The sequence below is a fragment of the Micromonospora musae genome (assembly GCF_003626545.1).
In the GTDB taxonomy this organism is placed as follows: domain Bacteria; phylum Actinomycetota; class Actinomycetes; order Mycobacteriales; family Micromonosporaceae; genus Micromonospora; species Micromonospora musae.
The window spans coordinates 269,542-295,977 of record NZ_RAZS01000005.1; the positions used below are offsets into that span (position 1 = coordinate 269,542).

Annotated in this window: 19 protein-coding genes; 12 read left to right on the top strand and 7 right to left on the bottom strand. The window is 74.4% G+C overall.

All coding sequences use genetic code 11. From position 1 onward, the window contains the following. Nucleotides 1-28 precede the first annotated feature (28 nt). The 4 genes from nadA to D7147_RS15960 all read left to right on the top strand — a co-directional run bounded on the left by nadA (nt 29) and on the right by D7147_RS15960 (nt 4,147). Entirely contained in the window at nt 29-1,228 is a 1,200-nt protein-coding gene (nadA, locus tag D7147_RS15945) for a quinolinate synthase NadA (RefSeq protein WP_120678919.1), read from the top strand. 209 nt (nt 1,229-1,437) lie between these two features. Beyond that, nucleotides 1,438-2,793, top strand: a complete 1,356-nt coding sequence (gene murA / locus D7147_RS15950; protein ID WP_120678340.1) for a UDP-N-acetylglucosamine 1-carboxyvinyltransferase — start codon at nt 1,438-1,440, stop codon at nt 2,791-2,793. Nucleotides 2,794-2,868: 75 nt separating this feature from the next. Further along, nucleotides 2,869-3,471 (top strand): DUF3043 domain-containing protein, encoded by a 603-nt coding sequence (locus D7147_RS15955; RefSeq protein WP_120678342.1) that lies wholly within the window; start codon nt 2,869-2,871, stop codon nt 3,469-3,471. A gap of 124 nt (nt 3,472-3,595) precedes the next feature. Then, a complete protein-coding gene (locus D7147_RS15960) occupies nt 3,596-4,147 on the top strand; it encodes a helix-turn-helix domain-containing protein (RefSeq protein ID WP_120678343.1) in 552 nt (183 codons plus the stop codon). A gap of 8 nt (nt 4,148-4,155) precedes the next feature. Here the strand turns inward: D7147_RS15960 and D7147_RS15965 are convergent, their stop codons facing one another. From D7147_RS15965 to D7147_RS15975, 3 genes are read right to left on the bottom strand one after another with little or no spacing between them, the layout of a single operon-like run. Beyond that, nucleotides 4,156-5,169, bottom strand: coding sequence for an ABC transporter ATP-binding protein (locus D7147_RS15965; RefSeq protein WP_233563164.1), 1,014 nt, complete (start codon nt 5,167-5,169; stop codon nt 4,156-4,158). A gap of 36 nt (nt 5,170-5,205) precedes the next feature. After that, entirely contained in the window at nt 5,206-6,021 is an 816-nt protein-coding gene (locus tag D7147_RS15970) for an ABC transporter permease (protein WP_120678345.1), read from the bottom strand. Continuing rightward, on the bottom strand, nt 6,014-6,865 hold the full coding sequence (locus D7147_RS15975; RefSeq protein WP_120678347.1) for an ABC transporter permease: 852 nt from the start codon (nt 6,863-6,865) through the stop codon (nt 6,014-6,016). The genes D7147_RS15970 and D7147_RS15975 overlap by 8 nt, the downstream gene beginning before the upstream one ends. Before the next feature lie 4,336 nt (nt 6,866-11,201). On the opposite strand from D7147_RS15975, the gene D7147_RS15990 reads away from it, so the two are divergent. Together D7147_RS15990 and D7147_RS15995 are read left to right on the top strand one after the other, a co-directional pair. Continuing rightward, complete coding sequence (locus D7147_RS15990; RefSeq protein ID WP_233563165.1) at nt 11,202-12,785, top strand: WG repeat-containing protein; 1,584 nt, start codon at nt 11,202-11,204, stop codon at nt 12,783-12,785. Nucleotides 12,786-12,854: 69 nt separating this feature from the next. Next, nucleotides 12,855-13,853 carry an aldo/keto reductase family protein gene (locus tag D7147_RS15995; RefSeq protein WP_120678353.1) on the top strand — a complete coding sequence of 333 codons (999 nt, stop codon included), beginning with the start codon at nt 12,855-12,857 and terminating at the stop codon, nt 13,851-13,853. A 99-nt stretch (nt 13,854-13,952) separates the two neighbouring features. On the opposite strand, the gene D7147_RS16000 is transcribed toward D7147_RS15995, so the two are convergent. Both D7147_RS16000 and D7147_RS16005 read right to left on the bottom strand, forming a co-directional pair. Continuing rightward, nucleotides 13,953-14,747 (bottom strand): site-2 protease family protein, encoded by a 795-nt coding sequence (locus tag D7147_RS16000; RefSeq protein WP_120678355.1) that lies wholly within the window; start codon nt 14,745-14,747, stop codon nt 13,953-13,955. Next, on the bottom strand, nt 14,747-14,947 hold the full coding sequence (locus D7147_RS16005) for a hypothetical protein (RefSeq protein ID WP_120678357.1): 201 nt from the start codon (nt 14,945-14,947) through the stop codon (nt 14,747-14,749). The genes D7147_RS16000 and D7147_RS16005 overlap by 1 nt, the downstream gene beginning before the upstream one ends. 147 nt (nt 14,948-15,094) lie before the next feature. Here D7147_RS16005 and D7147_RS33690 point away from each other — a divergent pair, with 147 nt between their 5' ends. The 4 genes from D7147_RS33690 to D7147_RS16025 all read left to right on the top strand — a co-directional run bounded on the left by D7147_RS33690 (nt 15,095) and on the right by D7147_RS16025 (nt 21,376). Beyond that, nucleotides 15,095-17,344 (top strand): serine/threonine-protein kinase, encoded by a 2,250-nt coding sequence (locus D7147_RS33690; protein WP_407663350.1) that lies wholly within the window; start codon nt 15,095-15,097, stop codon nt 17,342-17,344. Nucleotides 17,345-17,392: 48 nt separating this feature from the next. Further along, nucleotides 17,393-19,258: a bifunctional adenosylcobinamide kinase/adenosylcobinamide-phosphate guanylyltransferase gene (locus D7147_RS16015; RefSeq protein ID WP_120678360.1), complete on the top strand. Its 1,866-nt coding sequence runs from the start codon at nt 17,393-17,395 to the stop codon at nt 19,256-19,258. Next, the gene (cobS, locus tag D7147_RS16020) at nt 19,248-20,021 is read left to right on the top strand and encodes an adenosylcobinamide-GDP ribazoletransferase (RefSeq protein ID WP_120678362.1); all 774 of its coding nucleotides are present in this window, start codon (nt 19,248-19,250) and stop codon (nt 20,019-20,021) included. The genes D7147_RS16015 and cobS overlap by 11 nt, the downstream gene beginning before the upstream one ends. Before the next feature lie 65 nt (nt 20,022-20,086). Then, nucleotides 20,087-21,376, top strand: coding sequence for a DUF2314 domain-containing protein (locus D7147_RS16025; RefSeq protein WP_120678364.1), 1,290 nt, complete (start codon nt 20,087-20,089; stop codon nt 21,374-21,376). 147 nt (nt 21,377-21,523) lie between these two features. Here D7147_RS16025 and gcvT read toward each other — a convergent pair whose 3' ends face one another. Continuing rightward, complete coding sequence (gcvT, locus tag D7147_RS16030) at nt 21,524-22,663, bottom strand: glycine cleavage system aminomethyltransferase GcvT (protein ID WP_120678366.1); 1,140 nt, start codon at nt 22,661-22,663, stop codon at nt 21,524-21,526. A gap of 163 nt (nt 22,664-22,826) precedes the next feature. On the opposite strand from gcvT, the gene D7147_RS16035 reads away from it, so the two are divergent. After that, the gene (locus D7147_RS16035; protein WP_120678368.1) at nt 22,827-24,398 is read left to right on the top strand and encodes a leucyl aminopeptidase; all 1,572 of its coding nucleotides are present in this window, start codon (nt 22,827-22,829) and stop codon (nt 24,396-24,398) included. 115 nt (nt 24,399-24,513) lie between these two features. Here D7147_RS16035 and D7147_RS16040 read toward each other — a convergent pair whose 3' ends face one another. Then, nucleotides 24,514-24,843, bottom strand: a complete 330-nt coding sequence (locus tag D7147_RS16040) for a hypothetical protein (RefSeq protein ID WP_120678370.1) — start codon at nt 24,841-24,843, stop codon at nt 24,514-24,516. A gap of 179 nt (nt 24,844-25,022) precedes the next feature. Between D7147_RS16040 and lpdA the strand changes: the two genes are divergently transcribed. Then, complete coding sequence (gene lpdA / locus D7147_RS16045; RefSeq protein ID WP_120678372.1) at nt 25,023-26,414, top strand: dihydrolipoyl dehydrogenase; 1,392 nt, start codon at nt 25,023-25,025, stop codon at nt 26,412-26,414. Nucleotides 26,415-26,436 lie beyond the last annotated feature (22 nt).

Below are 26,436 nucleotides of genomic sequence, written 5' to 3' on the forward strand. Positions count from 1 at the left end.
CCGTTCGCGCTGTGGGACCATGGGGGACGTGACTTCCACCTGGGTAGAACCCTCCAACACGGCCACGGCCCTGCTGCTGCTCGGGCGGGGAAGCGACCCGGCGACGGAGCGCGGAGTGGAGTGTCCGGGCGATCTTCCGGCGCCCAGCGACCCCGACCTGGTGGCCCGGGCCGCGGCCGCGAAGGCCGCGCTGGGGAGCAGGGTGTTCGTGCTGGGGCACCACTACCAGCGCGACGAGGTGATCCAGTTCGCCGACGTCACCGGCGACTCGTTCAAGCTGGCCCGGGAGGCGGCGGCCCGGCCGGACGCGGAGTACATCGTCTTCTGCGGCGTGCACTTCATGGCCGAGAGCGCCGACATCCTCACCACCGACAGCCAGAAGGTGGTCCTGCCGGACCTGGCCGCCGGCTGCTCGATGGCGGACATGGCCGTCCTCGGGCAGGTCGAGGCCGCCTGGGACGTACTGACCGAGCTGGGCGTCGCCGAAGAGACCGTCCCGGTGACCTACATGAACTCCTCCGCCGACATCAAGGGCTTCGTCGGCCGGCACGGCGGGGTGGTCTGCACCTCGTCGAACGCCAAGCGGGCGCTGGACTGGGCGTTCGAGCAGGGTTCGAAGGTGCTCTTCCTGCCCGACCAGCACCTGGGCCGCAACACGGCGGTGCTGGAGATGGGCTACTCGCTCGACGACTGCGTGCTCTTCGACCCGCACAAGCCGAACGGCGGGCTGACGCCGGAGCAGCTGCGGGACGCGAAGATGATCCTCTGGCGGGGGCACTGCTCGGTGCACGGCCGCTTCACCCTGGAGAGCGTGAACGACGTCCGCGAGCGGGTGCCCGGGGTGAACGTGCTGGTCCACCCGGAGTGCCGGCACGAGGTGGTGACCGCGGCCGATCACGTCGGCTCGACCGAGTACATCATCAAGACCATCGAGGCGGCGCCGGCCGGCTCGGCGTGGGCGGTGGGCACCGAGCTCAACCTGGTCCGCCGGCTCGCCATCGCCCACCCGGACAAACAGATCATGTTCCTGGACCGGGCGGTCTGTTACTGCTCGACCATGAACCGGATCGACCTCCCGCACCTGGTCTGGGCGCTGGAGGAGCTGGTGGCCGGTCGGGTGGTGAACCAGATCACCGTGGATCCGGACACCGCCCGGCACGCTCGTTCGGCCCTGGACCAGATGCTGGCACTTCCCGGCGTCGACGCCGCGGTGCCGACCGCCAACTGATCACGTTCCGTAGCGTCGTTGATACCCATTAGTGCGGGATCGCCGATTTAACACCCTCCGGGTGGTGTGACCGGTTCCATTCTCGCCGCCGAGGACTATGCTGCCGGAGCAACGACGCAGGCGGTCCGTTTCGATACGACCGCATCCGGGGTAGCGGTAGGCATCGCGCCCCACATCAACACGGCAGCACCGATGCGCTGGAGGTTGCGTTGACCGAGGACGTCCTGGTCGTGCACGGAGGCACTCCGCTCGAAGGGCGGATCCGCGTGCGCGGCGCGAAGAACCTCGTCTCCAAGGCGATGGTCGCCGCCCTGCTCGGCGACAGCCCGAGCCGGCTGTTCGACGTGCCGAAGATCCGCGACGTCGAGGTGGTCCGAGGCCTGCTCGGGCTGCACGGGGTCAAGGTGACCGACGGCGAGGAGGACGGCGAACTCGTCTTCGACCCGGCCAACGTCGAGAGCGCCAGCACCGACCAGATCAACGTGCACGCCGGGTCGAGCCGCATCCCGATCCTGTTCTGCGGGCCGCTGCTGCACCGGCTCGGGCACGCGTTCATTCCCGACCTCGGCGGTTGCCACATCGGGCCACGCCCCATCGACTTCCACCTCCAGGCGCTGCGCGAGTTCGGCGCCACGGTCGACAAGCGGCCGGAGGGGCTGCACCTCTCCGCCCCGAACGGCCTGCGCGGCACGAAGTTCTCGCTGCCGTACCCCAGCGTCGGCGCCACCGAGCAGGTGCTGCTCACCGCAGTGATGGCCGAGGGCGTCACCGAGCTGCGCAACGCCGCCGTGGAGCCGGAGATCCTCGACCTGATCTGCGTGCTGCAGAAGATGGGCGCGATCATCAAGGTCCACACCGACCGGGTGATCGAGATCCAGGGCGTGCCGAAGCTGCACGGCTACACCCACCGGCCGATCCCGGACCGGATCGAGGCCGCCAGCTGGGCCGCCGCCGCGCTGGCCACCCGCGGGCACGTCGAGGTGCTCGGTGCGCAGCAGGCCGACATGATGACCTTCCTGAACATCTTCCGGTCGGTCGGCGGCGAGTACGAGGTGACCGACCTGCGGCCGCCGCGTAACGGCCAGCCGGGCCAGGAGGGCGGCATCCGGTTCTGGCACCCGGGCGGCGAGCTGAAGTCGGTGGCGCTGGAGACCGACGTGCACCCCGGCTTCATGACCGACTGGCAGCAGCCGCTGGTGGTGGCGCTCACCCAGGCCCGCGGCCTGTCGATCGTCCACGAGACGGTCTACGAGCAGCGGCTGGGCTACACCGAGGCGCTGAACTCGATGGGCGCCAACATCCAGGTCTACCGCGACTGCCTCGGCGGCACCCCGTGCCGCTTCGGCCGGCGCAACTTCAAGCACTCGGCGGTCATCGCCGGGCCGAGCAAGCTGCACGCGGCCGACCTGGTCATCCCGGATCTGCGGGCCGGATTCAGCCACCTGATCGCGGCGCTCGCCGCCGAGGGCACCTCCCGGGTGTACGGCGTGGATCTGATCAACCGCGGCTACGAGGACTTCGAAGCGAAGCTCGCCGACCTGGGCGCCCACGCCGAGCGGCCGTAGCGTTTCACCCCTTCGAGTTCGCGCCCGGTGCACCGCGATGTGCACCGGGCGCCGTCGTTTGGCTACCCTTTCCGCGTGCCGTCGCTGTTTCGCCGTAAGCCCACCGACCTCGCCGACGAGGCCGTCACCCCGGTGACGCCCAGCGAGGAGTCCGAGTCCGCCCGCCCCCGCGGCTACACGCCCGCCAAGGGGCGCGAGACCCCGAAGCGGCCGAGTGTCGGCCGGCGCCCGGGCGGCGCCCCCACCAAGCCCCTCACCAAGGAGGAGGCCCGGGAGCACCGCCGGCGGATGCGTGCCGAGTCGGCCGCCGAGTTCCGTCGCGAAGGTGGCCCCCGCGACCGGGGCGAGGAGCGGCTGCTGGCCCGGAACGTGGTCGATTCCCGGCGCAACGTCGGCACCTGGTTCTTCGGCGGCGCGTTGATCGTGCTGCTCGGGTCGAACGGCGCGATGCCGCCGCTGGTCCGGCTGATCTCCAACCTGCTCTGGGGCGTGCTGGCGCTCGGTGTGGTGGTCGACTCGATCCTGATCTCGCGGAAGATCGGCAAGCTGGTCCGCGAGCGCTACCCCACCACCGGCCAGCGCATGGGCTCGCTCTACCTCTACGCGATCATGCGGTCGATCACCTTCCGACGCATGCGGACCCCGCAGCCGCGCGTCGAGATCGGCGACTCGGTCTGAGCCGAAGCCACGTCGCGGGGTGCGGTGGCGAGGCGAGCGAGCACCGTCCGGTCACCCTCGGTTCGCGGTAGCGTACGCATGGTCAACCATGCGGAACGCGCCACCGAGAGCAACGGAGTGACCGATGCCCGCTCCCCCGCTGGCCGACATCGCCGCCGCGCTGCGCCGGGAACGCGAGCGGGCCGGGCTGACGCGGGCTGACCTGGCACACCGGGCCGGGCTCGCCGAGTCCGTTCTCGCCCGGTTCGAGAGCGCCGACGGCGATCCGAGCGTGGGGTCGCTCTGGGCGCTCGCCGACGCGCTCGGCATACCCATCGCGCGGCTGTTCGAGGGGCAGCCGCGCGAGGTACGGATGATCCCGGCCGGTGAGGGTCCACGGATCCGCTCCGAGCACGCGGACTTCGCCGGGGCGCTGCTCAGCGCCGGCTCGGCGGAGGTGCGCCGCGACATCTACCTCATCCGGCTCGAACCCGGCGCGGTGGGCAACGCGGAGGCGCACACCCCGCGCAGTGTCGAACACATCGTGGTGGCGACCGGGCGGCTGCGGGTCGGCCCCGAGTCCGAGTTGGTGGAGCTGGGCCCCGGCGACTACGCGGCGTTCCCCGCGGACACCCCGCACCGGTACGAGGCGCTGGCGCGCAACACCATGGCGGTACTGGTGCTGGAGCACCCCTGAGGTCGTGCTCAGCCGGTCCCGGCCACCGCCGGGGCCGTCGTCTCCGGCGGTGTCCGGTAGAGCCGCGTCACGACCTCCTCGATGTCCGGCTCGACGACCGACAGGTCCCGCAGGCTGGCCAGGCCGGCGAGGCCGGAGACCACCTGCGCCACCCCGGCGGACTCCAGCGCGTACACCAGGCGGCGGCCGTCCGCCGCCACCTCCCGCAGCAGGGCGCCGGGCAGGGTCGGCGGGTGCGGCAGCGGCGCGTCCAGTTCGGCGACGACGAGCCGGCGCGACCCGTACCGCTCGTGCAGGTCGGCGATCGAGCCGTCGTGCACCACCCGCCCGTGGTCGATCACCACCAGCCGGGGGCAGAGCCGCTCGATGTCGGCGAGGTCGTGGGTGGTCAGCATCAACGTGGTGTCACCGGTGCGGCCCAGCTCGTCGAGGAAGCCCCGGACCGCCTGCCGGCTCACCACGTCCAGGCCGATGGTCGGCTCGTCGAGGAAGAGCACCTCCGGCCCGTGCAGCAGCGCGGCGGTCAGCTCGCCGCGCATCCGCTGGCCGAGGGAGAGCTGCCGGACGGGAACGTCCAGGAAATCGTCCAGGTCGAGCAGGGCGCGGCAGTGGCGCAGCCGCGCGGCGTGCTCGGCCGCGGGTACCCGGTAGACGTGCCGGAGCAGGTCGAACGAGTCGCGCAGGGGCAGGTCCCACCACAGTTGGGAGCGCTGTCCGAAGACCACCCCGATGCGCAGCGCGAGGCGGGTGCGCTGGGCGACCGGGCGCAGCCCGCAGACCCGTACCTCGCCCGCGCTCGGCGTGAGCACGCCGGTGAGCATCTTCAAGGTGGTGGACTTGCCGGCTCCGTTCGGCCCGATGTAGCCGACCGTCTCGCCCCGCTCCACCCGCAGGTCGAGCCCGTCGACCGCGGCCCGGATCTGCTTGTGGCGCCGCAGGCGACCGGCCTTGACGCGTACCGTGAACTCCTTGCGGAGCCCGCGCGCCTGAATTATCTCAGTTCGTGACTGCGACGCTGCCACGCTCACCCCTCGCCCTCGCCCTGATGGTCGACCCCGTCACGAGCCCGTACTCCGGTAGTGGCGGATCCCGAAACGCCAGGCCCCGGCGGCGAGCGCGGCGGCCACCACCGCGACCCCGGGTGCCGCCCAGCTCACCCACTGCGGGAGGCCGAGCGGGTCGGCGCGGCCGAGCAGCGCCAGCGCCGGGTGGTAGCTGACGAACGCGAACCCGAGGCCGTACGCGAAGAGCGCGCGGAACCAGCCGCCGTAGACGGTGACGGGGTACGAGGTGAAGTCACGCCCGCCGTAGGTCAACGAGTTGGCCAACTCGCCCGACTCGATCCAGAAGAACGAGACGGTGGCGGTGGCGACGAAGACGGAGCCGAAGAAGACCACCCCGGCGGCGGGGGCGGCCACGGCCAGCACTGCCCGCGCGGGCGTCCAGTCGATGTCGGCGGCCGCGACCGCGGTGACCCAGACGGCGAGCCCGAAGAGCGCCCGGGACACCTTGCGCAGCGGTAGGTCCATCAGCAGCAGCTGCGGGAGCGCCCCGAGTGGTCGCAGCAGCACCGCGTCGAGCAGGCCGGTGCGTACGTACCGGGGGATCCGCTCGATGTTGCCGACCAGCAGGTCGGCGGTGGCGAACGCGAACGCGGAGAGGCCGACGATCACCATCGTCTCGCGCAGCGTGAAGCCGCCCAGTTCCCGGGTGACGCCGAAGAGCACGAGGACGGTGAGCACGTCGAACACGGTGGCCCCGACGTTGCCGACCAGGTCCACCACGAACGAGGCCCGGTACGCCGTCTGCGAACGCGCCTGCGCGCCGAGCAGCGCCCGGTACGCGGTGAGCGTCCCGCCCGGCCGGTCAGCCACCCTGGACCACCAGCCGACGTTCGGCCCGGCGCTGCACGAGCCGGCAGGCGGCCAGCAGGAGCGCGGCCCAGCAGATCTGCACGACGACCAGGGTCACCTGCACCGGCGTGGGGTCCCGCTCGACGAGCACGTCGAGTGGGGTCTGCAGGAGGCTGGGAAACGGCGTGACGATCCACAGTGGCTGGTACACCCACTCGGGGAGGAAACGCAGCGGGAAGTAGAGCCCGCTGAGCACACCCGAGCCGAGGGTCCAGAGGACCAGCGGGCCGCGCACGTCCGCCAGCCAGTAGGCGGTGGTGTTGACCAGGTACCGGCAGGCGAAGGAGAGCACCACGGCGGCGACGACCGAGCCGACGAAGAGCGGCACGGTCGGCCAGCGGGCCGGCAGGTACAGCTCGAAGAAGAGCGGGGCCACCAGCACCGGGGGCAGGAGCCGCACCACCGCGGCGTAGCCGGCGCGACCCGTGTCGGTGGCGAGGTACGCGGTCACCGGGTGCACCGGACGGAGCAGGTCCCCGACGACGTCCCCGGTGCGGATCCGGTCGGCCAGCTCCGTCCAGCCCCAGAGCTGGACGACGGTGAGCAGACCCTGTCCGACCCAGACGAACGTGGTGAGCTGCCGCCGGTCGTACCCGGCCGCGGAGCCGGCGGCGCCGGCCACCGCGAGCAGCACGTAGCAGCGGAGGAATCCGAAGACGGTGTTGGTGACGATCCCGGCCAGGGCGGCCTGACGGTAGGTGGAGTATCGTCGGAAACCGGATGCGGCTATCGCCCAAAATGTCCGGAACCATAGGATAACGTTTGACGTGGTGAACGGTGCCACAGTGGCGTTGACCGAGCCCACGCCGTTACCCTCCATCCGCAGCCACGCCCTGCCCGGGAACCCGCGACTTTACCGGCAGGTCGGGGCCCCAGCGCGACAATTGGCAACGAGGTGACAACGCCGTGACCGAGCGGACGCGAGCCGGCCACCTGAACGCGGTCCAGAACGGTCCGGCGTCCGGCAGTCACCGTGTCGCGGTCACGGCCGGACGGGGGCGGGCATCCGCCGGCACGTGCCCCGGGCGAGGCGACAGGCACGCCGGATGAGCAGCCGGTACGCGGATCGGTGGCAGGACCCGGCCGAACCATCCTGGATGGTCGAACCCACCCACGAGTGGCACCCCCAGTTCCCCGGTCAGCGCTACCCCGGCGACATCGGCGCGCAGTACACCCCACCACCGCGCGGCCGAGCCACGGTGGTCAGCCGCGCCGAGGTGCCCCCGCTCGCCCCCACCCGGCCCGACGGCACGTACGTGGGCCGCTCGTGGACCGACGATCCGACGCCCGAAGAGGAGGCGCACGGCCGGGAGCGCCGGTCGGGCCGCGTCGACGGGCGCTGGCACGACGACGAGCCGTACCGCGGTCCACACGGCGAACCGGGTTGGCCCGACGAGCGGCCGCCGACGCGCCGCCCCGACCCGGACGGCCGGACCGAGTGGACCGACCGCCGCGCCCGCGGTGAGGAGCGCGGCGCTCGCGAGAACGGCTGGGACCGGGGAACGACACCCGACTCCCGCCCGCGCCGGGACGAACGGCACCCCGGGTACCCGCCGGTCTCCCCCGCCCCCCGCTCCCCCCAGCCGGGCTGGATGCCCGAGCCGGACGAGGAGTCGACACCGCGCCGCCACGACGGCGGATGGCCGGGCGCTCCCGAGGGGCGGTTGCCGGCCGGCGGCCGACAGCGCTACCCGTGGGGTCACGCACCCGAACGGGATCGGCGTCCGGACGACCTCCGCCACGACCCGGCACGGCACCCGGAGCACGGCCGCCACCCCGACGACGTACGCGGGCCGCGTTATGACGACCGTCGGCACTACGAGGAGCGGCCGCAGCGCCCCGCCGGGCGGCCCCGCAATGACGACGAGCAGTTCCGCCGCCCCGACCACGAGCGCCAGAGCCAGCCGCGTTACGAGGACGACCGGGCGTACGACCGCGGTGGGCCTTCGCGCCACGAGGACGACCGGCGCGGCCAGCCCCGCGAGGCGGCCGGTTACGCCGATCCGTACGCCGAGCGCCGTCCGCGCGAGGAGGTCCGGCCGGAGTCGTACCGGGAGGCCCGCCCACGCCCGGAGCACGAGGCGGGAGCGGCGCGCCCCGGCCGGGACCCTGGGCTGCGTGGCGAACCGCGACCGGACCAGCGCCGACCGGTCGAGCCCGACCTGCCGCCCCGTGGCGCCGGCCGGCAGGAACCTCCACCGTGGCACGACGACGCGCGCCGGGCGCCCGGGCGGCCCTACCCACCGGCCGCCGCCGCACCGGCCCGGGACGTGCCGCCGTCCGGCCCGTCCGCGTCGCCTCCCGGCGGCCGACCGGCGACGCCCACCGCCGGCAGGCCGTACCCGGCGCCGATTCCGCCGACGCACGGCACCCCGCCGGCGCACCCCACTGCCCCGCGGCCCGGCGGACCCGACCGACCGATCTCGCCCGCACCAGCCCGGCCCGTCTCACCCGCGCCGGTCCCGCCGACGCACCACACTGCCCCGCCGCCGCATCCCGCCGCCCCGCGGCCCGGCGGGCCCGACCGACCGATCTCGCCCGCACCAGCCCGGCCCGTCTCACCCGCGCCGGTCCCGCCGACGCACCACACTGCCCCGCCGCCGCATCCCGCCGCCCCGCGGCCCGGCGGGCCCGACCGACCGATCTCGCCCGCCCCGGCCCGACCCGTCTCAGCGGCACCGGTGTCGCCGACGCACGCCACCCCACCGGCGCACCCCACTGCCCCGCGGCCCGGCGGACCCGACCGACCGATCTCGCCCGCACCGGCCCGACCCGTCTCAGCGGCACCGGTGTCGCCTGCTTCGGCGAGCCCCGTCACCGGACCGCCCGCCCGGCCCGGCCCACCCGCACCCGTCTCGCCCGCACCGCCCGAGACGCGTGCGCCGGTCCGGCGGCCGCAGGACGAGGCACCACCTCCGCGTGACGGGCGGCCTGACGTGGCCCGCGAGCGGCCGACGGACCTGACCCGTCCCGGCGTCGAACGCCCCGACGGCCACCCGCTCGCGGGCCAACGGGCGACCGACGCCGGACGTGGCACGGATGGCGACGTCGCGCCCGGTCCGCACGGCGCGGCGACGCCGCCGCTCTCCCCGGCACCCGGCGTTCCCCGGGTCTACGTCCCGCCACCGCCATCGGATCCGCCCGCTCCCGCGTACCGACCGGAACCTCAGCCCAGCGGCGGTGCGGAGGCCTGGTTCCGTCCCGCCCGTCCGACGCCCGACGAGTCGGCGCCGGCCACCGGCCCGGCGGAGCAGGCTGCCGAGGCCACGTCGGAGCCGCCGACGCCGACCGGCGCTTCGGTCGCCCCGTCGGCGTCCGGAGCTGTCGAGGGGCCGACGTCCGACCCGGCGTCACCGCCGGCGACCGCCTCCGTCGCGCAGCCCGCGCAGACGATCGACGAGCCGCGGTCTGCGGTCCCCGAACCGGTCGAAGCGGCCGCACCGGCCGCCGCCTCCGTCGACGCCCCGGCACCCGCGTCGGCGACCGGCCGCTCGGACCCGGGGCAGTCCCCGGCGGCCGAAGCGGACGTGCCGAACCCGTGGGCACCGGCGAACCGGGGAGAGCCCGACCCGCAGCCGGTCGCTCCGGCCCGCCCGCACCCGGTTCCCGGGCCGGAGAATCCCGCCCCGCCGGTCGCCGCCGAGCGGTCGCACTCCACGGCGGACGGCGGTACGCCGCTGCCGGACGTACCGGCACCGGACCACGGCGACGATGACCCCGCCGTGCCGACCGCCACCATCGCCCCGGCGGCCACCCGTGCCGAACCCACTTCGACCCCGCCGCCGGTACCCGCGGTGCCGGCGAGCGGTGCGGTGCCGGCGACTGACGTCGCGGCCGTACCGGCCGAGCAGGTTCCGGCGTCGCCCCCCGCTGACCTCGCGGCACCGGTCCCCGGCCCGGCGCACCCGGTCTCCGCACCGCCCGCCGCCCCGGTCTCCGCACCGCCCGCCGCACCGGTCTCCGCACCGCCCGAAGCGGCGCGACCCGTCCCGGCGCACTCCCCGCCCGGTCCGGCCACGCCGGAGCCGTCCGTCGCGTGGACGGCCGGTACGGAGACGTCCGACATCCCAACGCCGGGCACCCGGCCGGCCGGTCCGGCGACGCCCGGTCCGGAGAGCGCCGACGACCCCGACGCGGCCGGCACCGCGGGCCCGGTCCCGGGACCGTCCACGCCCGACGCGGGAGGACCGGATTGGCCCATCCAGCCCACCGGTTCCGACACCCTCGTCGCCGCCACCGCGACCGCGGTGTCCGCACCGCCCGCCGCTCGGCCCACAGCAGCGGAGCCGGGGCTCACTGAGCCGCTGCCCGGGGCTTCCACGCCGCCCGCCACCAAAGCCTCCGGGCAGCCGACCCGGCCGCTGCCGGAGCCCGAACTCACCCCGCCTGCCACGACCGACCTCGGCGGACGGCCGGCGGCGGAGCCGGCCATGGCAGCGCGCCCGACCTCCGCACCGCCCGCTCCCCCGCTCCCTCCGGCACCGGCTGCCTCGGTAAGCACGCCGCCGGAGTCCGGGCCGCCGGGACCGTCCGACGGGCCGGACCCGACATCCTCGGACGCACGGGTCACTGGCGCGCGGAGCGCCACCCCGACCGACGCTTCGCCGAGGCCGGTCGACACGACCGCACGGCCCGACGCGACGGCCCGGTCCGACGGCTCGGCGCGGCCCGACGGCTCGGCGCGGCCCGACGCGACGGCACGGCCGGACGATTCGGCGCGGCCCGACGCGACGGCACGGCCGGACGATTCGGCGCCGGTAGACGCGACGACGGGGCCCGGCGCGGAGGGTTCCGGCCGGATGCCGCAGCCGGGCACGGCTCCGGGGTCCGCCCCGGAGCCCGCATCCCCGCCGCAGCCCGCCGTCGCTCCCGTCCCGGGGTCGGCACCGACGACCACGCCCGGCCCCGCGTCGCCGCCGCAGCCCGCCACCGCCGCCACGCCGGTCTCCGCACCGCCGGCTCCGGTCTCCGCACCACCGACACCGCCGATCTCCGCGCCGTCCGACGGTGGGGGGCCCGGAGCCGGGTTCGCGTCGCCGTCACCCGCGGCCACTGTCGCGTCCGAGCCGGAACCCGGTCGACCGGACGAGCCGGTCTCCGCGCCACCCTCCGGCGCGACTCCCGCGCCACCCACGGCAGCGGTGACCGCGCCGCCCACCGCCCCCGACACCACGGTCACGGCCGCGCCGGTCTCCGCACCACCCGCGGCGACCGCGCCCGCCCGACCGATCTCCGCACCGCCCGCAGCGACCGCCCCCGTCTCCGCGCCACCGGCAGCGACCGCGTCCGCCCCCGTCTCCGCGCCGCCGGCGGCTACCGCCCCCGCCGCACCGGTCTCCGCACCGCCCGCGACGACCGCGTCCGCCCCCGTCTCCGCGCCACCGGCGGCGACCGCCCCCGCCGCACCGGTCTCCGCGCCGAACCCTGCCGAGCAGGGCGATCCCGAGCAGGTGCTGGCGGGGTACCGGTGGCGGATCGATCCGGAGACGCTGCGGGAGATCGTGGACGATCCCGACGAGTTGCAGATCGTCCGGCGACGGCTCACCGAAAAGTTGGGTACGGCCGTCGACAACCGGGCCCGCGCCCGGCTGCTGAGCCTCCGGGCCGTGGTGTCCCGCGTCCTCGGGGAGCTGGACGACGCCCTCGCCGACGCGCGCCTCGCCCTCACGTACGCGGAGGCGACCGGTGAGCTGCGCCGGATCGCGCTCGCCCAGGCCCGGCTGGGTCAGGTGCTCCGCTGGCGGGGAGAGTTCGTGGAGGCCGACCAGCTCTTCGCCCGGGCCACCTCGCCCGAGTTGCCGGACCGGCTGCGCGCCGCGCTGCACGAGCACGCCGGGCGCTCCTGCGTCGACCAGGGCCGGTTCATGGAGGCGTGCCTGCACTTCGAGCGGGCGCTCGACCTGCGCGGCGCCGGGGACGCCGACCTGCTGGACCGCGTCCGGACGGCGCTCGACGCGATCGCCGAGCGTGCGGCGGAGGGCCTCGGGCCGTACCCCCGCAGCCGGGACGAGGTGCTGGAGCGGATCCAACCCCCGGTGCCGGCCCGCGACGGCGCGCTCTGGGGTTACACCGACCCGGAGGGCGAGCTGGTCGTCCCCGCCCGGTACGCGGAGACCCAGCAGTTCCGCGAGGGGTTGGCCTGGGTACGCCGTCCGGAGACCGACCGCTGGTCACTGATCGCGCTCACCGGCACCACGGTGATCGAGCCGTCGTACCTCGCGGTCCGGCCCTTCTCCGACGGGCTGGCCTGGGTGGTCCGCAACGCCGCCGAGGGCTGGCTCGCCGTCGACCCGACAGGGGACGTGGTGATTCCGCCCGGCTTCGCCGACGTACGGCCGTTCCGCCGGGGCGTGGCCGCGGTCCGCCGCGAGGGCTGGGGCGCGGTCGACCGGACCGGCCAGATCGTGGTGCCGACGCGGTACCACAGCTTCCGCACGGCGCTCGCCGACGGGCGGTACGTCGACGGCTTCACCGACGAGGGGCTCGCCGTGATCGAGCTGGGCGGCCGGCACGGCGTGGTGGATCACACCGGCGCGGTGCTCGTGCCGCCGGTGCATCCGGCGTTGGTCGTGCATCCGGTCGCGTTCCTGGTGGGTACGGGCGCCGGACGGTGGGGCGCGCTCGACCGGCGCGGCAACCCGCTGATCGACCCGGCGCACCGCACCCAGGAGGAGGTGCTCGAAGAGATCGAGCGGCTGCTCGCCGACACCAATCCGGTGCTCTAGCCCACAGCCGGTACACGCCGGGGGACGGCGAGGCGAGGCCCGCCGAAGATCGGGGTTAGGGTCGAGGTCATGGAATTCCGTCACCTTGGCCGTTCCGGCCTGATGGTCAGCGAGATCTCGTACGGCAACTGGATCACCCACGGTTCGCAGGTCGAGGAGGACGCCGCCCTCGCCTGTGTCCGGGCCGCTCTCGACGCCGGCATCACCACCTTCGACACCGCCGACGTGTACGCCGGCACGAGGGCCGAGGAGGTGCTCGGCCGCGCCCTGAAGGGTGAGCGGCGTGAGGGCATCGAACTCTTCACCAAGGTGTACTGGCCGACCGGCCCGGGTCGCAACGACCGGGGCCTGTCCCGCAAGCACATCATGGAGTCGATCAACGGCTCGCTGCGCCGGCTGCAGACCGACTACGTGGACCTCTACCAGGCCCACCGGTACGACTACAGCACGCCGCTGGAGGAGACGATGGAGGCCTTCGCCGACGTCGTGCACTCCGGCAAGGCGCACTACATCGGCGTCTCCGAGTGGAAGGCGTCCCAGATCCGCGAGGCGCACAAGCTCGCCCGCGAGCTGAACATCTCGCTGATCTCGAACCAGCCGCAGTACTCGATGCTGTGGCGGGTCATCGAGGGCGAGGTCGTACCCACCAGCGAGGAGCTGGGCGTCGGCCAGATCGTCTGGTCGCCGATGGCCCAGGGCGTGCTCACCGGCAAGTACCAGCCGGGTCAGCCGCCGCCCGCCGGCTCGCGCGCGACGGACGAGAAGTCGGGCGCGAACACCATCGCCCGGTTCCTCAACGACGCGGTGCTGACCCGGGTGCAGCAGCTCCGGCCGCTGGCCGAGCAGGCCGAGCTCAGCATGGCCCAGCTCGCCATCGCCTGGGTGCTGCAGAACCCGAACGTGTCGTCGGCCATCATCGGCGCGTCCCGCCCCGAGCAGGTGCACGACAACGTGAAGGCGGCCGGCGTGAAGCTCGACGCCGACCTGCTCAAGGCGATCGACGAGATCGTCAACCCGATCACCGAGCGCGACCCGGCCAAGACCGAGAGCCCGGCGCAGCGCCCGTGACACCCACCCGGTCCGGCCGGCGCGTTCTGCCCGGCCGGACCGGACGGGTCGCCGGACGCCCGAGCGACCGGCCGCGCCGTCGCCCCGCGACGGGGCCCGTCAGCCCTGCCAGAAGCGGATCAGGTCGAGCCCGGCGGCGTAGAGCCAGGACGGCAGGCCGAGCAGCTCGCCGACGCTGAAGACCACGTCGAAGAACCAGCCGCTGATCCGCGGGTTCCACAGCAGCGCGAAGAGCAGGATGAAGCCGTACGGGGCGAAGAGGTCGTACATCTTGCGCCACTGCGGGTTCAGCCAGGGCTGGATCATGTTGCCGCCGTCCAGTCCCGGCACCGGGAGCAGGTTCAGGGCGCTCGCGGTGAGCTGGAGGAACGTCAGCAACGCCACACCGGCCCAGAACTCGATCGACCCGCCGGTGCCGCTGCCGACCCTCAGCACCAGCACGAGCACGAGGGTGAAGAGCACGTTGGTGGCCGGCCCGGCGAGGCTGACCAGGGTGTGCCGCAGCCGGCCCGGGATGGCGTGCCGGTCCACCCAGACCGCGCCGCCGGGCAACCCGATGCCGCCGAGCAGCACCACGAGCACCGGCAGGGCGATGGAGAGCAGCGGGTGGCTGTACTTCAGCGGATTGAGCGTCAGGTAGCCACGGTGCGCGACGCTGCGGTCACCGGCCCGGAAGGCGACGATCGCGTGGGCGTACTCGTGCAGGCAGAGCGAGACCAGCCAGCCGGAGACCACGAATCCGAAGACGTCCAGCCGGACGTTGCCGACCTCGTTCCAGGCGAGCGCCCCGGTGGTCGCGAAGAGCGCCACCAGGGCGACGAAGACGGGGCTCGGCCGGAACGCCGCCCGCGGTACGCCGAGCACCAGGTTCCCACCCGGGCGGTCGTACGCCATCACTCGGCCGTGGGCAGCAGGCTCATCCGGTACTCGACGCGGTCGTCCTCGACGAGCGCGACCGAGGTGACGCCGGACGACGCGAGCTCGCGCCAGACCTGACCGATCCAGGACTCGGCGTCGGCCTGGCTGCCGAACGACTCCGCCGGACCCGTCGCCGGCTGGCCGTCCGTGCCCTCGTACCGCCAGCTCCACGCCATGCCCGCGTCTCCCCTCGTCGCTGTGGTCCCCATGGGACGAACCCCCGCAAGCGTAGTCGCCCCGGCGCGCGCCGGCCGCGCCCTCGCCCCCCGCGCGGTCCTACGGGCGTCGATGACGGTCTCCGCACCGGCCGGTACGGTGGCTCGGTGCTGACTCGGGGAGTGGTGCTCAGCGAGCGTTACCGGCTGAGCGAACGTGTGGCGACCGGCGGAATGGGCGCGGTCTGGCGGTGCACGGATCTGCTGCTGGAACGCGAGGTGGCGGTCAAGGTGCTGCTACCGACGCTGGTCGCCGACGCCGAGTTCACCACCCGGTTCCGGGCGGAGGCGCGGATGCTGGCCGCGCTGCGGCACCCGGGCGTCGTCGCGGTGCACGACGTCGGCCAGGCCGTCCTCGGCGACGACAGCCTGGTCGACTACCTGGTGATGGAGTACGTCGAGGGCGAGCCGCTGACCCACTGGATCGGTCGCGCCGGCCGCCTGGACGCCGGGTCGACCATGTCGGTCGTGGCGCAGGCGGCGGAGGCGCTGCACGCCGCGCACGTCGCCGGGATCGTCCACCGCGACGTGAAGCCGGGCAACCTGCTGGTGAAGTCGGACGGGCGGGTGGTGCTGGTCGACTTCGGCATCGCCCGCTCGCGGGCCCTCTCCGGGCTCACCGCGGCCAACATCGTGCTCGGCACCGCCTCCTTCATGTCGCCCGAGCAGGCCACCGGGCAGCCGGTCTCGGCCGCCAGCGACGTGTACGCGCTGGGCGCCGTGACGTACCTCTGTCTCGCCGGGCAGCCCCCGTTCGTGGGTGAGAACCCGCTCGAGGTGGCGCTGCGCCACCAGCAGGACGAGCCGGCCCCGCTGCCGCCGGGCACCCCGCCGGCGGTGGTCGAGCTGGTGGCGCGGGCCATGGCGAAGCGCCCGGCCGACCGGTACGGCAGCGCCGCCGAGCTGGCCCGGGCGGCCGCCGAGGCGCGGCGCGGCATCCTGGCCGGCAGCGCGCACCCCGTCCCACCGCCGTGGGCGGCAGCCGGTGGGCCCGCCCAGCCGCCGGCACCGCCGGTCGCTCCCGGGGGTGTGCACCCGCCGGCCACGCCGGTGCCGCCCCCGCCCCCGGTGCCGGAGGACCTCACCTACTTCGGGCCGGGGCCCGCGCACCCCGCCGACGGCGCCGTCCCCGCCGCTCCCGCCGGCTCGGCCGGACCCGCGGTTCCCGGTGCGCCCGACTCCACCACCCCGTCGAACGGGTACCCCGCGCCCCACCCGTCGCCGCCCGCCACCCCGGCCGGCGGGCAACCGGCCGTCGCTGTGCCGCCCCCGCCCGCGTTCCCCACGTCGCCCGGTCTTCCGCCGGCCGGCGGCCCGAACCCACCGGCCGGCGGCCCGAACCCACCGGCCCACGGCCCGGCCGGCGGCCCGAACCCACCGGCCCACGGCCCGAACCCACCGGCCCACGGCCCGGCCGGCGGCCCGAACCCACCGGCCCACGGCCCGGCCGGATTCCCGAACCCACCGGCCCACGGCCCGGCCGGATTCCCCACCCCACCCGCCGGCGGCCCCGCCGGATTCCCGGGCGGATTCGCCGGTGCGACCCCGATCGGTCAGCCCGGTCCCAGCGAGTGGCCGAACAGCCTTCCGCCGATACCGGGGCCCGAGGCCGACACCCTGGAGAACCCGGTCGGCTCCGGGTCGTCCCGCCGCCGGGTCGGGCTCATCGGCGCCGCCGCGGCCGCCCTCGTGGCCCTGGTCGCGACGATCGGCGTGATCACGCTGCGCACCGGTGGCGAGGCCGACGACGGCGACCGGCCGCCCGCGCTGGCCGCCGAATCGGCAGCGGCGCAGGAGCAGGGGCAGGAGCCCGTGCCGGACTCCGCCGGCGCCACCCCCGACAGCCGGCCCACCGCGACTCCGCGCGGCACCGGTTCGGCGAGCCCCACGGCGAGCGCCGGCGGCTCGGCCGTCCGGACCGCCGCACCCGGCGGCGAAGAGAGCACCGAGCCGGCGGGCGGCGACGGGGACGCGCCGTCCCCGACCTCGAAGCCGACGAGCAGCAAGCCCGAGAAGCCGAACCCGTACACGGCGAACCAGGCCTGCGGTCCCGGCTACCAGGTGATCGACTCGGCGACGCTGACCGGCGGGGACGGACGCCGCCGGGGGCGCGTCTACCTGCTCTACAACACGGGCAACGGCAACAACTGCGTCGTCACCCTGAAGGACACCGCCGTCGGCACGAAGACGACGGTCTCCGCGTACCTCGAGGTGAAGGGGCAGGACCGCACGACCGAGAGCGGCTCGTTCGACTACTACGCGGGGCCGGTAACGGCCACCGCCCCCGGGAAGTGCGTGAAGTGGGGCGGGTCGACCGGAGGCGCAAGCTACGCCAGCCCCTTCGAACACTGCGACTGAGTCCGGGCCGGGCGGCAACCACCCCACCGACGGCCTTAAGGTACGGGCATGTCGGTTGACGGGTGGAACACGGTCCTGGTGCTCGGCGGCATCCGGTCCGGCAAGTCCGAGTTCGCCGAGTCCCTGGTCGGTGACGCGCCGGTGGTCCGATACGTGGCCACCTCGCCCGAGGGGGACCCGCAGGACACCGAGTGGGCGGCTCGCCTCGCGGCACACCGCGCCCGCCGGCCGGGCAGCTGGACCACCGAGGAGACCGCGAGCGACCCACGTCGGCTCGCCGACGTGCTCGCCGCGGCGGAGCCGAACGAGACCCTGCTCGTCGACGACCTCGGCGGGTGGGTGGCGGTGCTGCTGGATCCGGCGCACCAGCCCTCCGACGACACCGGGACGATCGCCGAGCTGGCCGAGGCGATCCGCCACTGCACCGCGCGGGTGGTGCTGGTCAGCCCCGAGGTCGGGCTCTCCCTGGTGCCGACCACCCCCGTCGGCCGGGCCTTCACCGACGCGCTGGGCGCGACCAACCGCGCCGTCGCCGACGCCTGCGACGGGGTCGTACTGGTGATCGCCGGGCAGCCCACCTGGCTCAAGGGCGCGACGGTGCGCCCCGCCGGAGCCGCTGCCGGCGCGGAGACCCCGCGGGTCGCCGGGGCGAACGGCGCGGCCGTGGCGCCGATGCCCGACCTCGTCGACCTCTCGGACGTGGCGAACCCCACACCTCCGCCGCCGATGCCGCCGACCGAGAACGGCACCGCGTGGTCCACGCCGACCATGGCACTGCCGATGGTCTCCACCGGGCTCGTCATTCAGCCCGGCATGGAGCTGCCGATGCCCGACGAGTACGCCGGCCCGCAGGCGATCGAGCGGCTCGCCACCCTGGACGTGCCCGGCGCGGGACTGGGCGTGCTGACGCAGCTGGTCGGCTTCGCCGCCGCCACCCAGGGCACCCCCACCCCGGCCGCCTGGACCTCCGTACGCGTGCTGCTGATCAACGGCGACCACGCCGGCGGGGCGTCCGCCGGCAACCGGCCCGGTGAGTCGGCGCGCCGCGCCGGGCAGGCGCGTGCCGGCCGGGGCGCGCTGGCCCGGTTGGCCGCCGAGGCGGGCGCCGGCCTCCAGGTGGTGGACGCGCCGAGCGCCGCCGCCATGGAGGACGAGCCGGCGCTCACCGGCGAGCAGGTCGAGTCGGCCCTGCGCTACGGCTGGCAGCTGGCCGAGCAGGCCGCCGAGGCGGGCGTACAGCTGCTGGTGCTGGCCGCATCCGGGGCCGGCACCGAGGCGGCCGCCGCCGCCGTGCTCGCGGCCACCGCCGGCGCCGAGCCCGCGGCCGTCCTCGGCCGGGTGGTCACCGACACCGGCGAGATCGACGACGCGGCCTGGATGCGCCGCTGCGCGGCGGTACGTGACGCGATGCACCGCAGCCGGCTCTCCTCGCGGGCGGCCAAGGACGTGCTCGCCGAACTCGGCGGCGGCGACCTGGCGATCGCCACCGGCGTGCTGCTCGGCGCGACGGCGCGGCGCATCCCGGTGATGCTCGACGGCCCGGTCGGGCTCGCCGCCGGCCTGGTCAGCCGGGACCTGGCCGGGCAGGCCCGGCACTGGTGCCTGCTCGCCGACCACGGCGGCGATCCGGCGGTGAAGCTCGCCGCCGACGTGCTCGGGCTCACCCCGCTGCTCGACCTGCGGCTGGGGCTCGGCGAGGGCGCCAACGCCCTGGTCGCGCTGCCGATGCTGCGCTCGGTGCTGGCGCTGGCCGCCGCACTGCCCACGCACCCGTCGCTGACCGCCGGGGACGAAGCCGACGAGGACGTCGAGGAGGCGGAGCCCGAGTTCGCCGAGCCGGAGCCGGCCGGGCCCGGCCCGACGAGCACCGAGCCGGACGAGGAGCGGGTCGACCCGTCGGGCCGTGCCGGCTGACGGGCGGTTCGTCGCCGGGGCGCGGCTGGCGCTCACCACCTTCACCACGCTGCCGGTGCGCGCGGGCCGGATCGACCGGGCCGTGGCGGGTACCGCGATGTCGCTCGCTCCGGCGGTCGGCGCACTGCTCGGCACGGTGCTGGCCGGCGTGCTGCTGCTCCTCGCCGCGCTCACCGCGCCGCTCGTGGCCGCCGGGGTGACCGTCGGCGTCGGCGCGCTGCTCACCCGGGGTCTGCACCTGGACGGGCTGGCCGACACCGTCGACGCGCTCGGCTCGTACCGGCGTGGGGCGGCCGCCCTGGAGATCATGAAGAAGCCGGACGTCGGCCCGTTCGGGGTGGTCGCCCTGGTGGTCGTACTCCTCGTGCAGGCCGCGGCGCTCGCCGAGCTGGCCGGACGGTCGTGGCCGGCGTGCCTCGCGGCCGTGGTCGCCGCGACGGCGGCCGGCCGGCTCGGCGTCACGCTGGCCTGCCGGCGGGGCGTGCCGGCCGCCCGTCCGGAGGGCCTGGGCGCGCTGGTCGCCGGCACGGTCGGTCCGCCGGCCGTGGCGCTGGGCGCGGTCGCCGTCGCCTTGGTGGCCGCCGCCGCGGTGCCGGGCCGCCCGTGGCAGGGGCCGCTCGCCGTCGGGGTGGCCCTCGCCGTCGCGGTGGCGCTGCTGGCCCACGTGGTGCGCCGCCTCGGCGGGGTCACCGGCGACGTGCTGGGAGCGACCGTCGAGGTGGTCACCACGCTCGTCTACCTCGGACTGGTGCTGTCCGGCTGAACCCGACTCGGCGTGCCGGGTAGCGTTCGGCTCGACAGCAGTGGCGCCGCCAACGGGGGACGAGAATGCTCATCACCGACGACTTCCTGCCCGTACCGGTGCCGGAGTCGCTCAGCGCGACCTACCTGGTGCCCGTCGAGGGGTTGCCGCAGGTCAGCACCAAGAGCGCTGTGGCGGCGCTCGCCGGCCGGATCGCCGAACCGGTGTACGGGCTGGCGAAGCAGATGCTGGACAGTCCGCTGATGAGCGTGGACACCCGGCCGATCGGCGAGTTCCCCGAGTTGCCGCCGGACCTGCTCACCGCGTTCGGCGCCAGCGAGGCGCAGCTGGACCGGCTCGCCGCGGCCACCCATCTCGTGGTGGTGCAGGCCGAGTACCGGCCCGGCTGGCCGCCGGCGCACGAGTGGGCGGCCCGGGCGGTGGCGGCGGCGGTGGCCGACTCGGTCGGCGGTGACGTGGTCGACGTCTTCGGGTTGCAGTTCCTGGACCCGGCGGCGGCGCTGCGGTCACTCCCCGACGAGACGGGCCGCATCCGGCTCGTCGACTGGGTGTTGGTGCCCTACTCCTCCGACGACGAGGGGCTCTGGTTCACCACGAAGGGGCTGCGCCGGTTCGGCCTGCTGGAGTTGCAGACGCAGGGCGTGCCGGACCACCTGACCCGGGCCTGGGGAGCGGTGATGACCGGCGCGGCGCGTCGGCTGCTGCGCGACTGGACCGACGGGCTCTCCGGCGAGGAGGTGCCGGCGTTCGTGCAGCTGCCGGTGCTCGCCACGGTGACCGGGCACGACATCGCGGTGGCGTACGGCAATCCGGAGCAGCACGGCGCGACCGCCCCGGTGCTGCTCCGGATCGAACTGGACCCGGCGACCGACCCGGACGCGGACTCGTTCCTCAGCCTGCGCCCGCCCGAGGGACACTCCGGCCCCGACGGCCGGTACTTCGCGGCGGCCTGCGCCACGCTCTTCGCCGGCATCCAGCCGGACGTGCGCTACGCCCGGCCCGGGGACGCCATGAGCAAGGCGATCGCCACCGCCCGGGCGGGGCTGGTCGACGTACGGGCCCGCTTCGTCGACGGGCGGTTGCCGCGCGAGTCGCAGCTCGTGGTCAAGTACGGCCTGCCCGGTGAGGACGGCCCCGAGTTCGTCTGGGCCGGCGTCACGACGTGGGACACCCCGGAGCGGATCGTCGGGGTGAGCGCCAGCGACGCCAACTCCGACCCGACGGTACGGATCGGCGCCCCGGTCGTGGTGGAGGCCTCGGACGTGGTCGACTGGGCGGTGTTGGACGGCACCGGCGTCATCGAGGGCGGCTGGACGCAGGCCGTCCTGGACGCCGGCGAACGCCCCACCCCCTAACCCCGCCCCCGCCCCCGCCCGCCTCCCCCCTGACCTCGGTGATCAAGAGGTTTGCGTCAGGATCGGCGCGATCCGTGACGCAAACCTCTTGATCACCGGCCTTGGCGTCGTGGGGGGAGAGGGGAGGGAGAGGGGTGGGGGTGGGGGTTACTTGACGTGGGGCTGGACGAAGGGGGGGCGGGTGACGCGCATCTGGGCGCGGCGACCGCGGACGTCCACCTCGACCAGGTCACCATCGGCCAGGTTCGCCGCCGTGTCCAGCAGCGCCAGCGCGATGCCCTGCTTCAACGTCGGGGAGAACGTGCCACTGGTGATCGTGCCCACAGTCGCCGCACCGGAGTACACGGTCATGCCGGGGCGCGGAATCGCCCGGTCGACGGCCTCCAGGCCGCGCAGCGTACGCCGGGCACCGGCCGCCTTCTCCGCGCGCAGCACGTCCCGGCCCCAGAACGCCGGCTTGTCCCAGCCGACGGCCCAGCCGGAGCGGGCCTGCACCGGAGTGATCTCCAACGACAGGTCCTGCCCGTGCAGCGGGTACCCCATCTCGGTGCGCAGTGTGTCGCGGGCGGCGAGCCCGCAGGGGCGCACGTCGTACGACTCGTCGGCGGCGAAGAGGGCGTCCCAGACCGCGACGGCGTGCTCGGCCGGCACGACCAGCTCGAAGCCCAGCTCACCGGTGTACCCCGTCCGGCAGACGGTCAGCTCGACCGGTACGCCGCTGTCCAGGGTGGCGGCGGAGAAGCTCATGTAGTCGTGTGCGGTCGGCAGGCCCAGCGAGTCGAGCAGCTCGGCCGAGCGCGGCCCCTGCACGGCGAGCACCGCGTACGCCTCGTGCTCGTCGGTGATCGTGATCGTCTCCGGCGCGGCGGCGCGCAGCCGGCGCACCACCTCGGCCGTGTTCGCGGCGTTCGGGATCAGGAAGACGTGGTCGTCGGCGTGCAGGTAGGCGATGATGTCGTCCACGACACCGCCGGTGGCGTCGTCGCAGCAGAGCGTGTACTGCGCCCGGCCGGGGCCGATCCGGCCCAGGTCGTTGCTGAGGCAGGCGTTGACGAAGTCCGCGGCGCCCGGCCCGGTCACCCGCGCCTTGCCGAGGTGGGACACGTCGAAGACACCCACCCCCGTGCGTACCGCCGTGTGCTCCCGGAGCACGCCGCCGCCGGCGTACTCCAGCGGCATCTCCCAACCGCCGAAGGGAGCGAACTTGGCGCCGGCAGCGGTGTGCCGCTCGTGCAGCGGGGAACGACGCAGCCGGGTCTCGGCTACGTCGGTGGTCACGTCGGTCATGGGTGGCAACTTACCGGGGCCGGACGCGCTGGTTAGCATCGGCGGGACCCGCCGATTCGTCTCGGCGGGACAACCCACACGTCCGGCGGGTAGGTTCGCCGCCGGAGACCTTCACCGCCGGTACGCGTCGTCGCGGCCGGCCCGGCCCGCCCGGAGTAGCTCAGTGACATCGCCCCGCACCACCCTCAGCCTGGTCGACACCGACCCAGCCGAGCTCGCCGTCGACGCCATCGTGATCGGCGTGCACAGTCAGACCGGTGAGCAGGCCGCCACCAGCGGCCTCGCCGGCACCCTGCTGCTCGCCAGCGGCGCCGAGAGCATCGCCGCCGCCTTCGACGGGAAGCTCACCGAGACGCTGGCGCTGCTCGGCGCGACCGGCGGCCCGGGCGAGGTGATCAAGCTGGCGACGCTGGGCACGATCACGGCTCCGGTGGTCGCCGCGGTCGGCCTCGGCCCCGAGCCGACCGGCGCCGCGCCGAAGCCGGAGGTCCTGCGCCGGGCCGCCGGTTCGGCGGTACGCGCCCTCGCCGGCGCGTCCCGGGTGGCGGTGGCCCTGCCGCTGCCGGACGACGCCGACGCCCCGGCCGCACTGCGCGCGGTCGCGGAGGGCGCGCTGCTCGGCGGGTACCGCTTCGCGGGCTACAAGACTCGGCCGCAGCCGGCCCGGCGGGAGCCGGTCGCCGAGGTGCTGGTGGCCGTGCCGGACGCCACGGAGGGCACCGCGCAGACCGAGGTGGCCCGCGCCGCGGCGGTGGTCGGGGCGGTTCTGACCAGCCGCGACTGGGTCAACACCGCGCCGAACGAGCTGCGCCCGCCGGCCTTCGCCGACGCGGTCGCCGATGCCGCCCGCGAGGCCGGGCTCGGCGTCGAGGTGCTCGACGAGGCGGCACTGCGCGACGGCGGCTACGGCGGCATCATCGCCGTCGGTCAGGGCTCCGAGGCCCCGCCGCGGCTGGTGAAGCTCACCTACACGCCGCAGGGTGGCGGCAACGGCAAGCGGGTGGCGCTGGTGGGCAAGGGCATCACCTTCGACACCGGCGGTATCTCGATCAAGCCGGCGCAGGGCATGTGGGAGATGAAGTCCGACATGGCGGGCGCGGCGGCGGTCGGCGCGGCCATGCTGGCGGTGGCGGCGCTCAAGCCGTCCGTCGCGGTGACCGGCTACCTGCCGATGGCCGAGAACATGCCGTCGGGGACGTCGTACCGGCCGGGTGACGTGATCAGCATGTACAGCGGCAAGAAGGTCGAGGTGTTGAACACCGACGCCGAGGGCCGGATGATCCTGGCCGACGCAATCGCCCGCGCCTGCGAGGACGGCACCGACTACCTCTTCGAGACCTCCACCCTCACCGGTGGCCAGGTGATCTCGCTGGGCAAGCGGATCGCCGGTGTGATGGGTACGCCGGAGCTCTGCGAGCGGGTGAAGGTCGCCGGCGAGGCGACCGGCGAGCCGGCGTGGCCGATGCCGCTGCCGGACGACGTGCGCAAGGGCATGGACTCCGACGTGGCCGACATCTCCCAGGTCAACGCCGGGATGGACCGGGCCGGGCACATGCTGCAGGGCGGCGTGTTCCTGCGCGAGTTCGTCACCGAGGACGTGGCGTGGGCGCACATCGACATCGCCGGGCCGGGCTACCACTCGGGTGAGCCGACCGGCTACTGGACCAAGGGCGGCACCGGTGTGCCGGTCCGCACCCTCCTGCACCTGGTCGAGGACGTCGCCGCCAACGGCTGATCCCCGCCCGCCCCGGCCAGGGGCGCTGCGCAGATTCACGGAAAGAGTGGCTGTTCCGCGCGGAACAGCCACTCTTTCCGTGTACGAGGCCCCACGGAGGGGGCGGGTGGGGGGGTCAGTAGAGGTCGGGGCGGCGTTTGCGACGTTCGTTGAAGTCGCGCATGCGCTGCGGGTAGCCCATGAGGCGCACGTCGTAGACGGGGATCCCCAAACGGTGGGCGAAGCGACGCGCCCCGTCGGGGCCGTCGATGCGTCGGCGGGTCCACTCCCCGTCGTCGGCGATCAGGATCACCGTGGTCTCGGTGACTGTCGTCCGGGGCTCGATGTACGCCTCGACGCCGCGCCGGGTGCGGACGAAGTTCTCAAGATGCTCCAGATCGGCACGGTCGACCGCCCGATCCTGGCTCACCGCGCGCGTCGGCTTGCGGCGCCGGAACAATCCCACGGACCTCTCCCCCACAATCCGTCATCGACGACGGGGCCAAGCGTACGTGTCGGAGACGTGTCGTTGGGCACCTCGCTACGCGCTCTGTGGCCGGTGGTGACAAGATGACCGAGGTGGGGTCTGCCCAAGAGGCGTCCCGCCATGACCCCCGATGCACTGTCGCTACCTGGGAGTTGGACGTGAGCGAGCCGAACGACGCAACCTTCGACATCGTCATCCTCGGAGGTGGCAGCGGCGGCTACGCGACCGCGCTGCGCGCCGCCCAGCTGAACCTCTCGGTCGCGCTGATCGAGAAGGGCAAGCTCGGCGGCACCTGCCTGCACAACGGCTGCATCCCGACGAAGGCGCTGCTGCACGCGGCCGAGGTCGCCGACCAGACCCGCGAGTCGGAGCAGTTCGGCGTGAAGGCCGACCTCGTCGGCATCGACATCGCGGCGGTGCACTCGTACAAGGACGGCGTGATCGGCCGGCTCTACAAGGGCCTGCAGGGCCTGCTGGGCAGCTCCAAGAACATCACCGTGGTGGCCGGGGCCGGTCGCCTCGTCGCCCCGAACGCCGTCGAGGTCGACGGCAAGCGCTACACCGGCCGCAACATCGTGCTGGCCTCCGGCTCGTACGCCAAGAGCCTGCCCGGCCTGGAGATCGACGGCGAGCGGGTCATCACCAGCGACCACGCGCTGACCCTGGACCGGGTTCCGTCCTCGGCGATCGTGCTGGGCGGCGGCGTGATCGGTGTCGAGTTCGCCAGCGTCTGGAAGTCCTTCGGCGTGGACGTGACCATCATCGAGGCCCTGCCCCGACTGGTCGCCGCCGAGGACGAGGAGTCGTCGAAGGCGCTGGAGCGGGCCTTCCGCAAGCGGAAGATCAACTTCAAGGTCGGCAAGCCGTTCGAGAAGGTCGAGAAGACCACCGACGGTGTCAAGGTGACCATCGCGGGCGGCGAGACCGTCGAGGCCGAGCTGCTGCTGGTCGCCGTCGGCCGGGGGCCGACCACCGCCAACCTCGGCTACGAGGAGCAGGGCGTCAAGATGGACCGCGGCTACGTGCTGACCGACGAGCGGCTGCGCACCAGCGTGCCGAACGTCTACGCCGTCGGCGACATCGTGCCGGGCCTCCAGCTCGCGCACCGCGGCTTCCAGCAGGGCATCTTCGTCGCCGAGGAGATCGCCGGCCAGAACCCGGCCGTGATCGACGAGGCGGGCATCCCGCGGATCACCTACTGCGACCCGGAGGTCGCCTCGGTCGGTCTCACCGAGGCGAAGGCCAAGGAGCAGTACGGCGCCGACAAGGTCAAGACCTTCAACTACAACCTCGGCGGCAACGGTCGGAGCCAGATCCTCAAGACCGCCGGTCACGTCAAGCTGGTCCGGGTCGAGGACGGCCCGGTGGTCGGCGTGCACATGATCGGCGCCCGGGTCGGCGAGTTGATCGGCGAGGCGCAGCTCATCTACAACTGGGAGGCCTACCCGGCCGAGGTGGCGCAGCTCGTGCACGCCCACCCCTCGCAGACCGAGGCCCTGGGTGAGGCGCACATGGCCCTGGCGGGCAAGCCGCTGCACGTACACGCCTGATCGAGAACGTATTTTGCGGCGT

Coding starts and splice junctions, on each gene's coding strand:
- D7147_RS15960 (WP_120678343.1), top strand. CDS start 3,596: ATGCCCGCTCCCCCGCTGGCCGACATCGCCGCCGCGCTGCGCCGGGAA.
- D7147_RS15995 (WP_120678353.1), top strand. CDS start 12,855: ATGGAATTCCGTCACCTTGGCCGTTCCGGCCTGATGGTCAGCGAGATC.
- D7147_RS16000 (WP_120678355.1), bottom strand. CDS start 14,747: ATGGCGTACGACCGCCCGGGTGGGAACCTGGTGCTCGGCGTACCGCGG.
- D7147_RS16005 (WP_120678357.1), bottom strand. CDS start 14,947: ATGGCGTGGAGCTGGCGGTACGAGGGCACGGACGGCCAGCCGGCGACG.
- D7147_RS16015 (WP_120678360.1), top strand. CDS start 17,393: ATGTCGGTTGACGGGTGGAACACGGTCCTGGTGCTCGGCGGCATCCGG.
- D7147_RS16025 (WP_120678364.1), top strand. CDS start 20,087: ATGCTCATCACCGACGACTTCCTGCCCGTACCGGTGCCGGAGTCGCTC.
- gcvT (WP_120678366.1), bottom strand. CDS start 22,663: ATGACCGACGTGACCACCGACGTAGCCGAGACCCGGCTGCGTCGTTCC.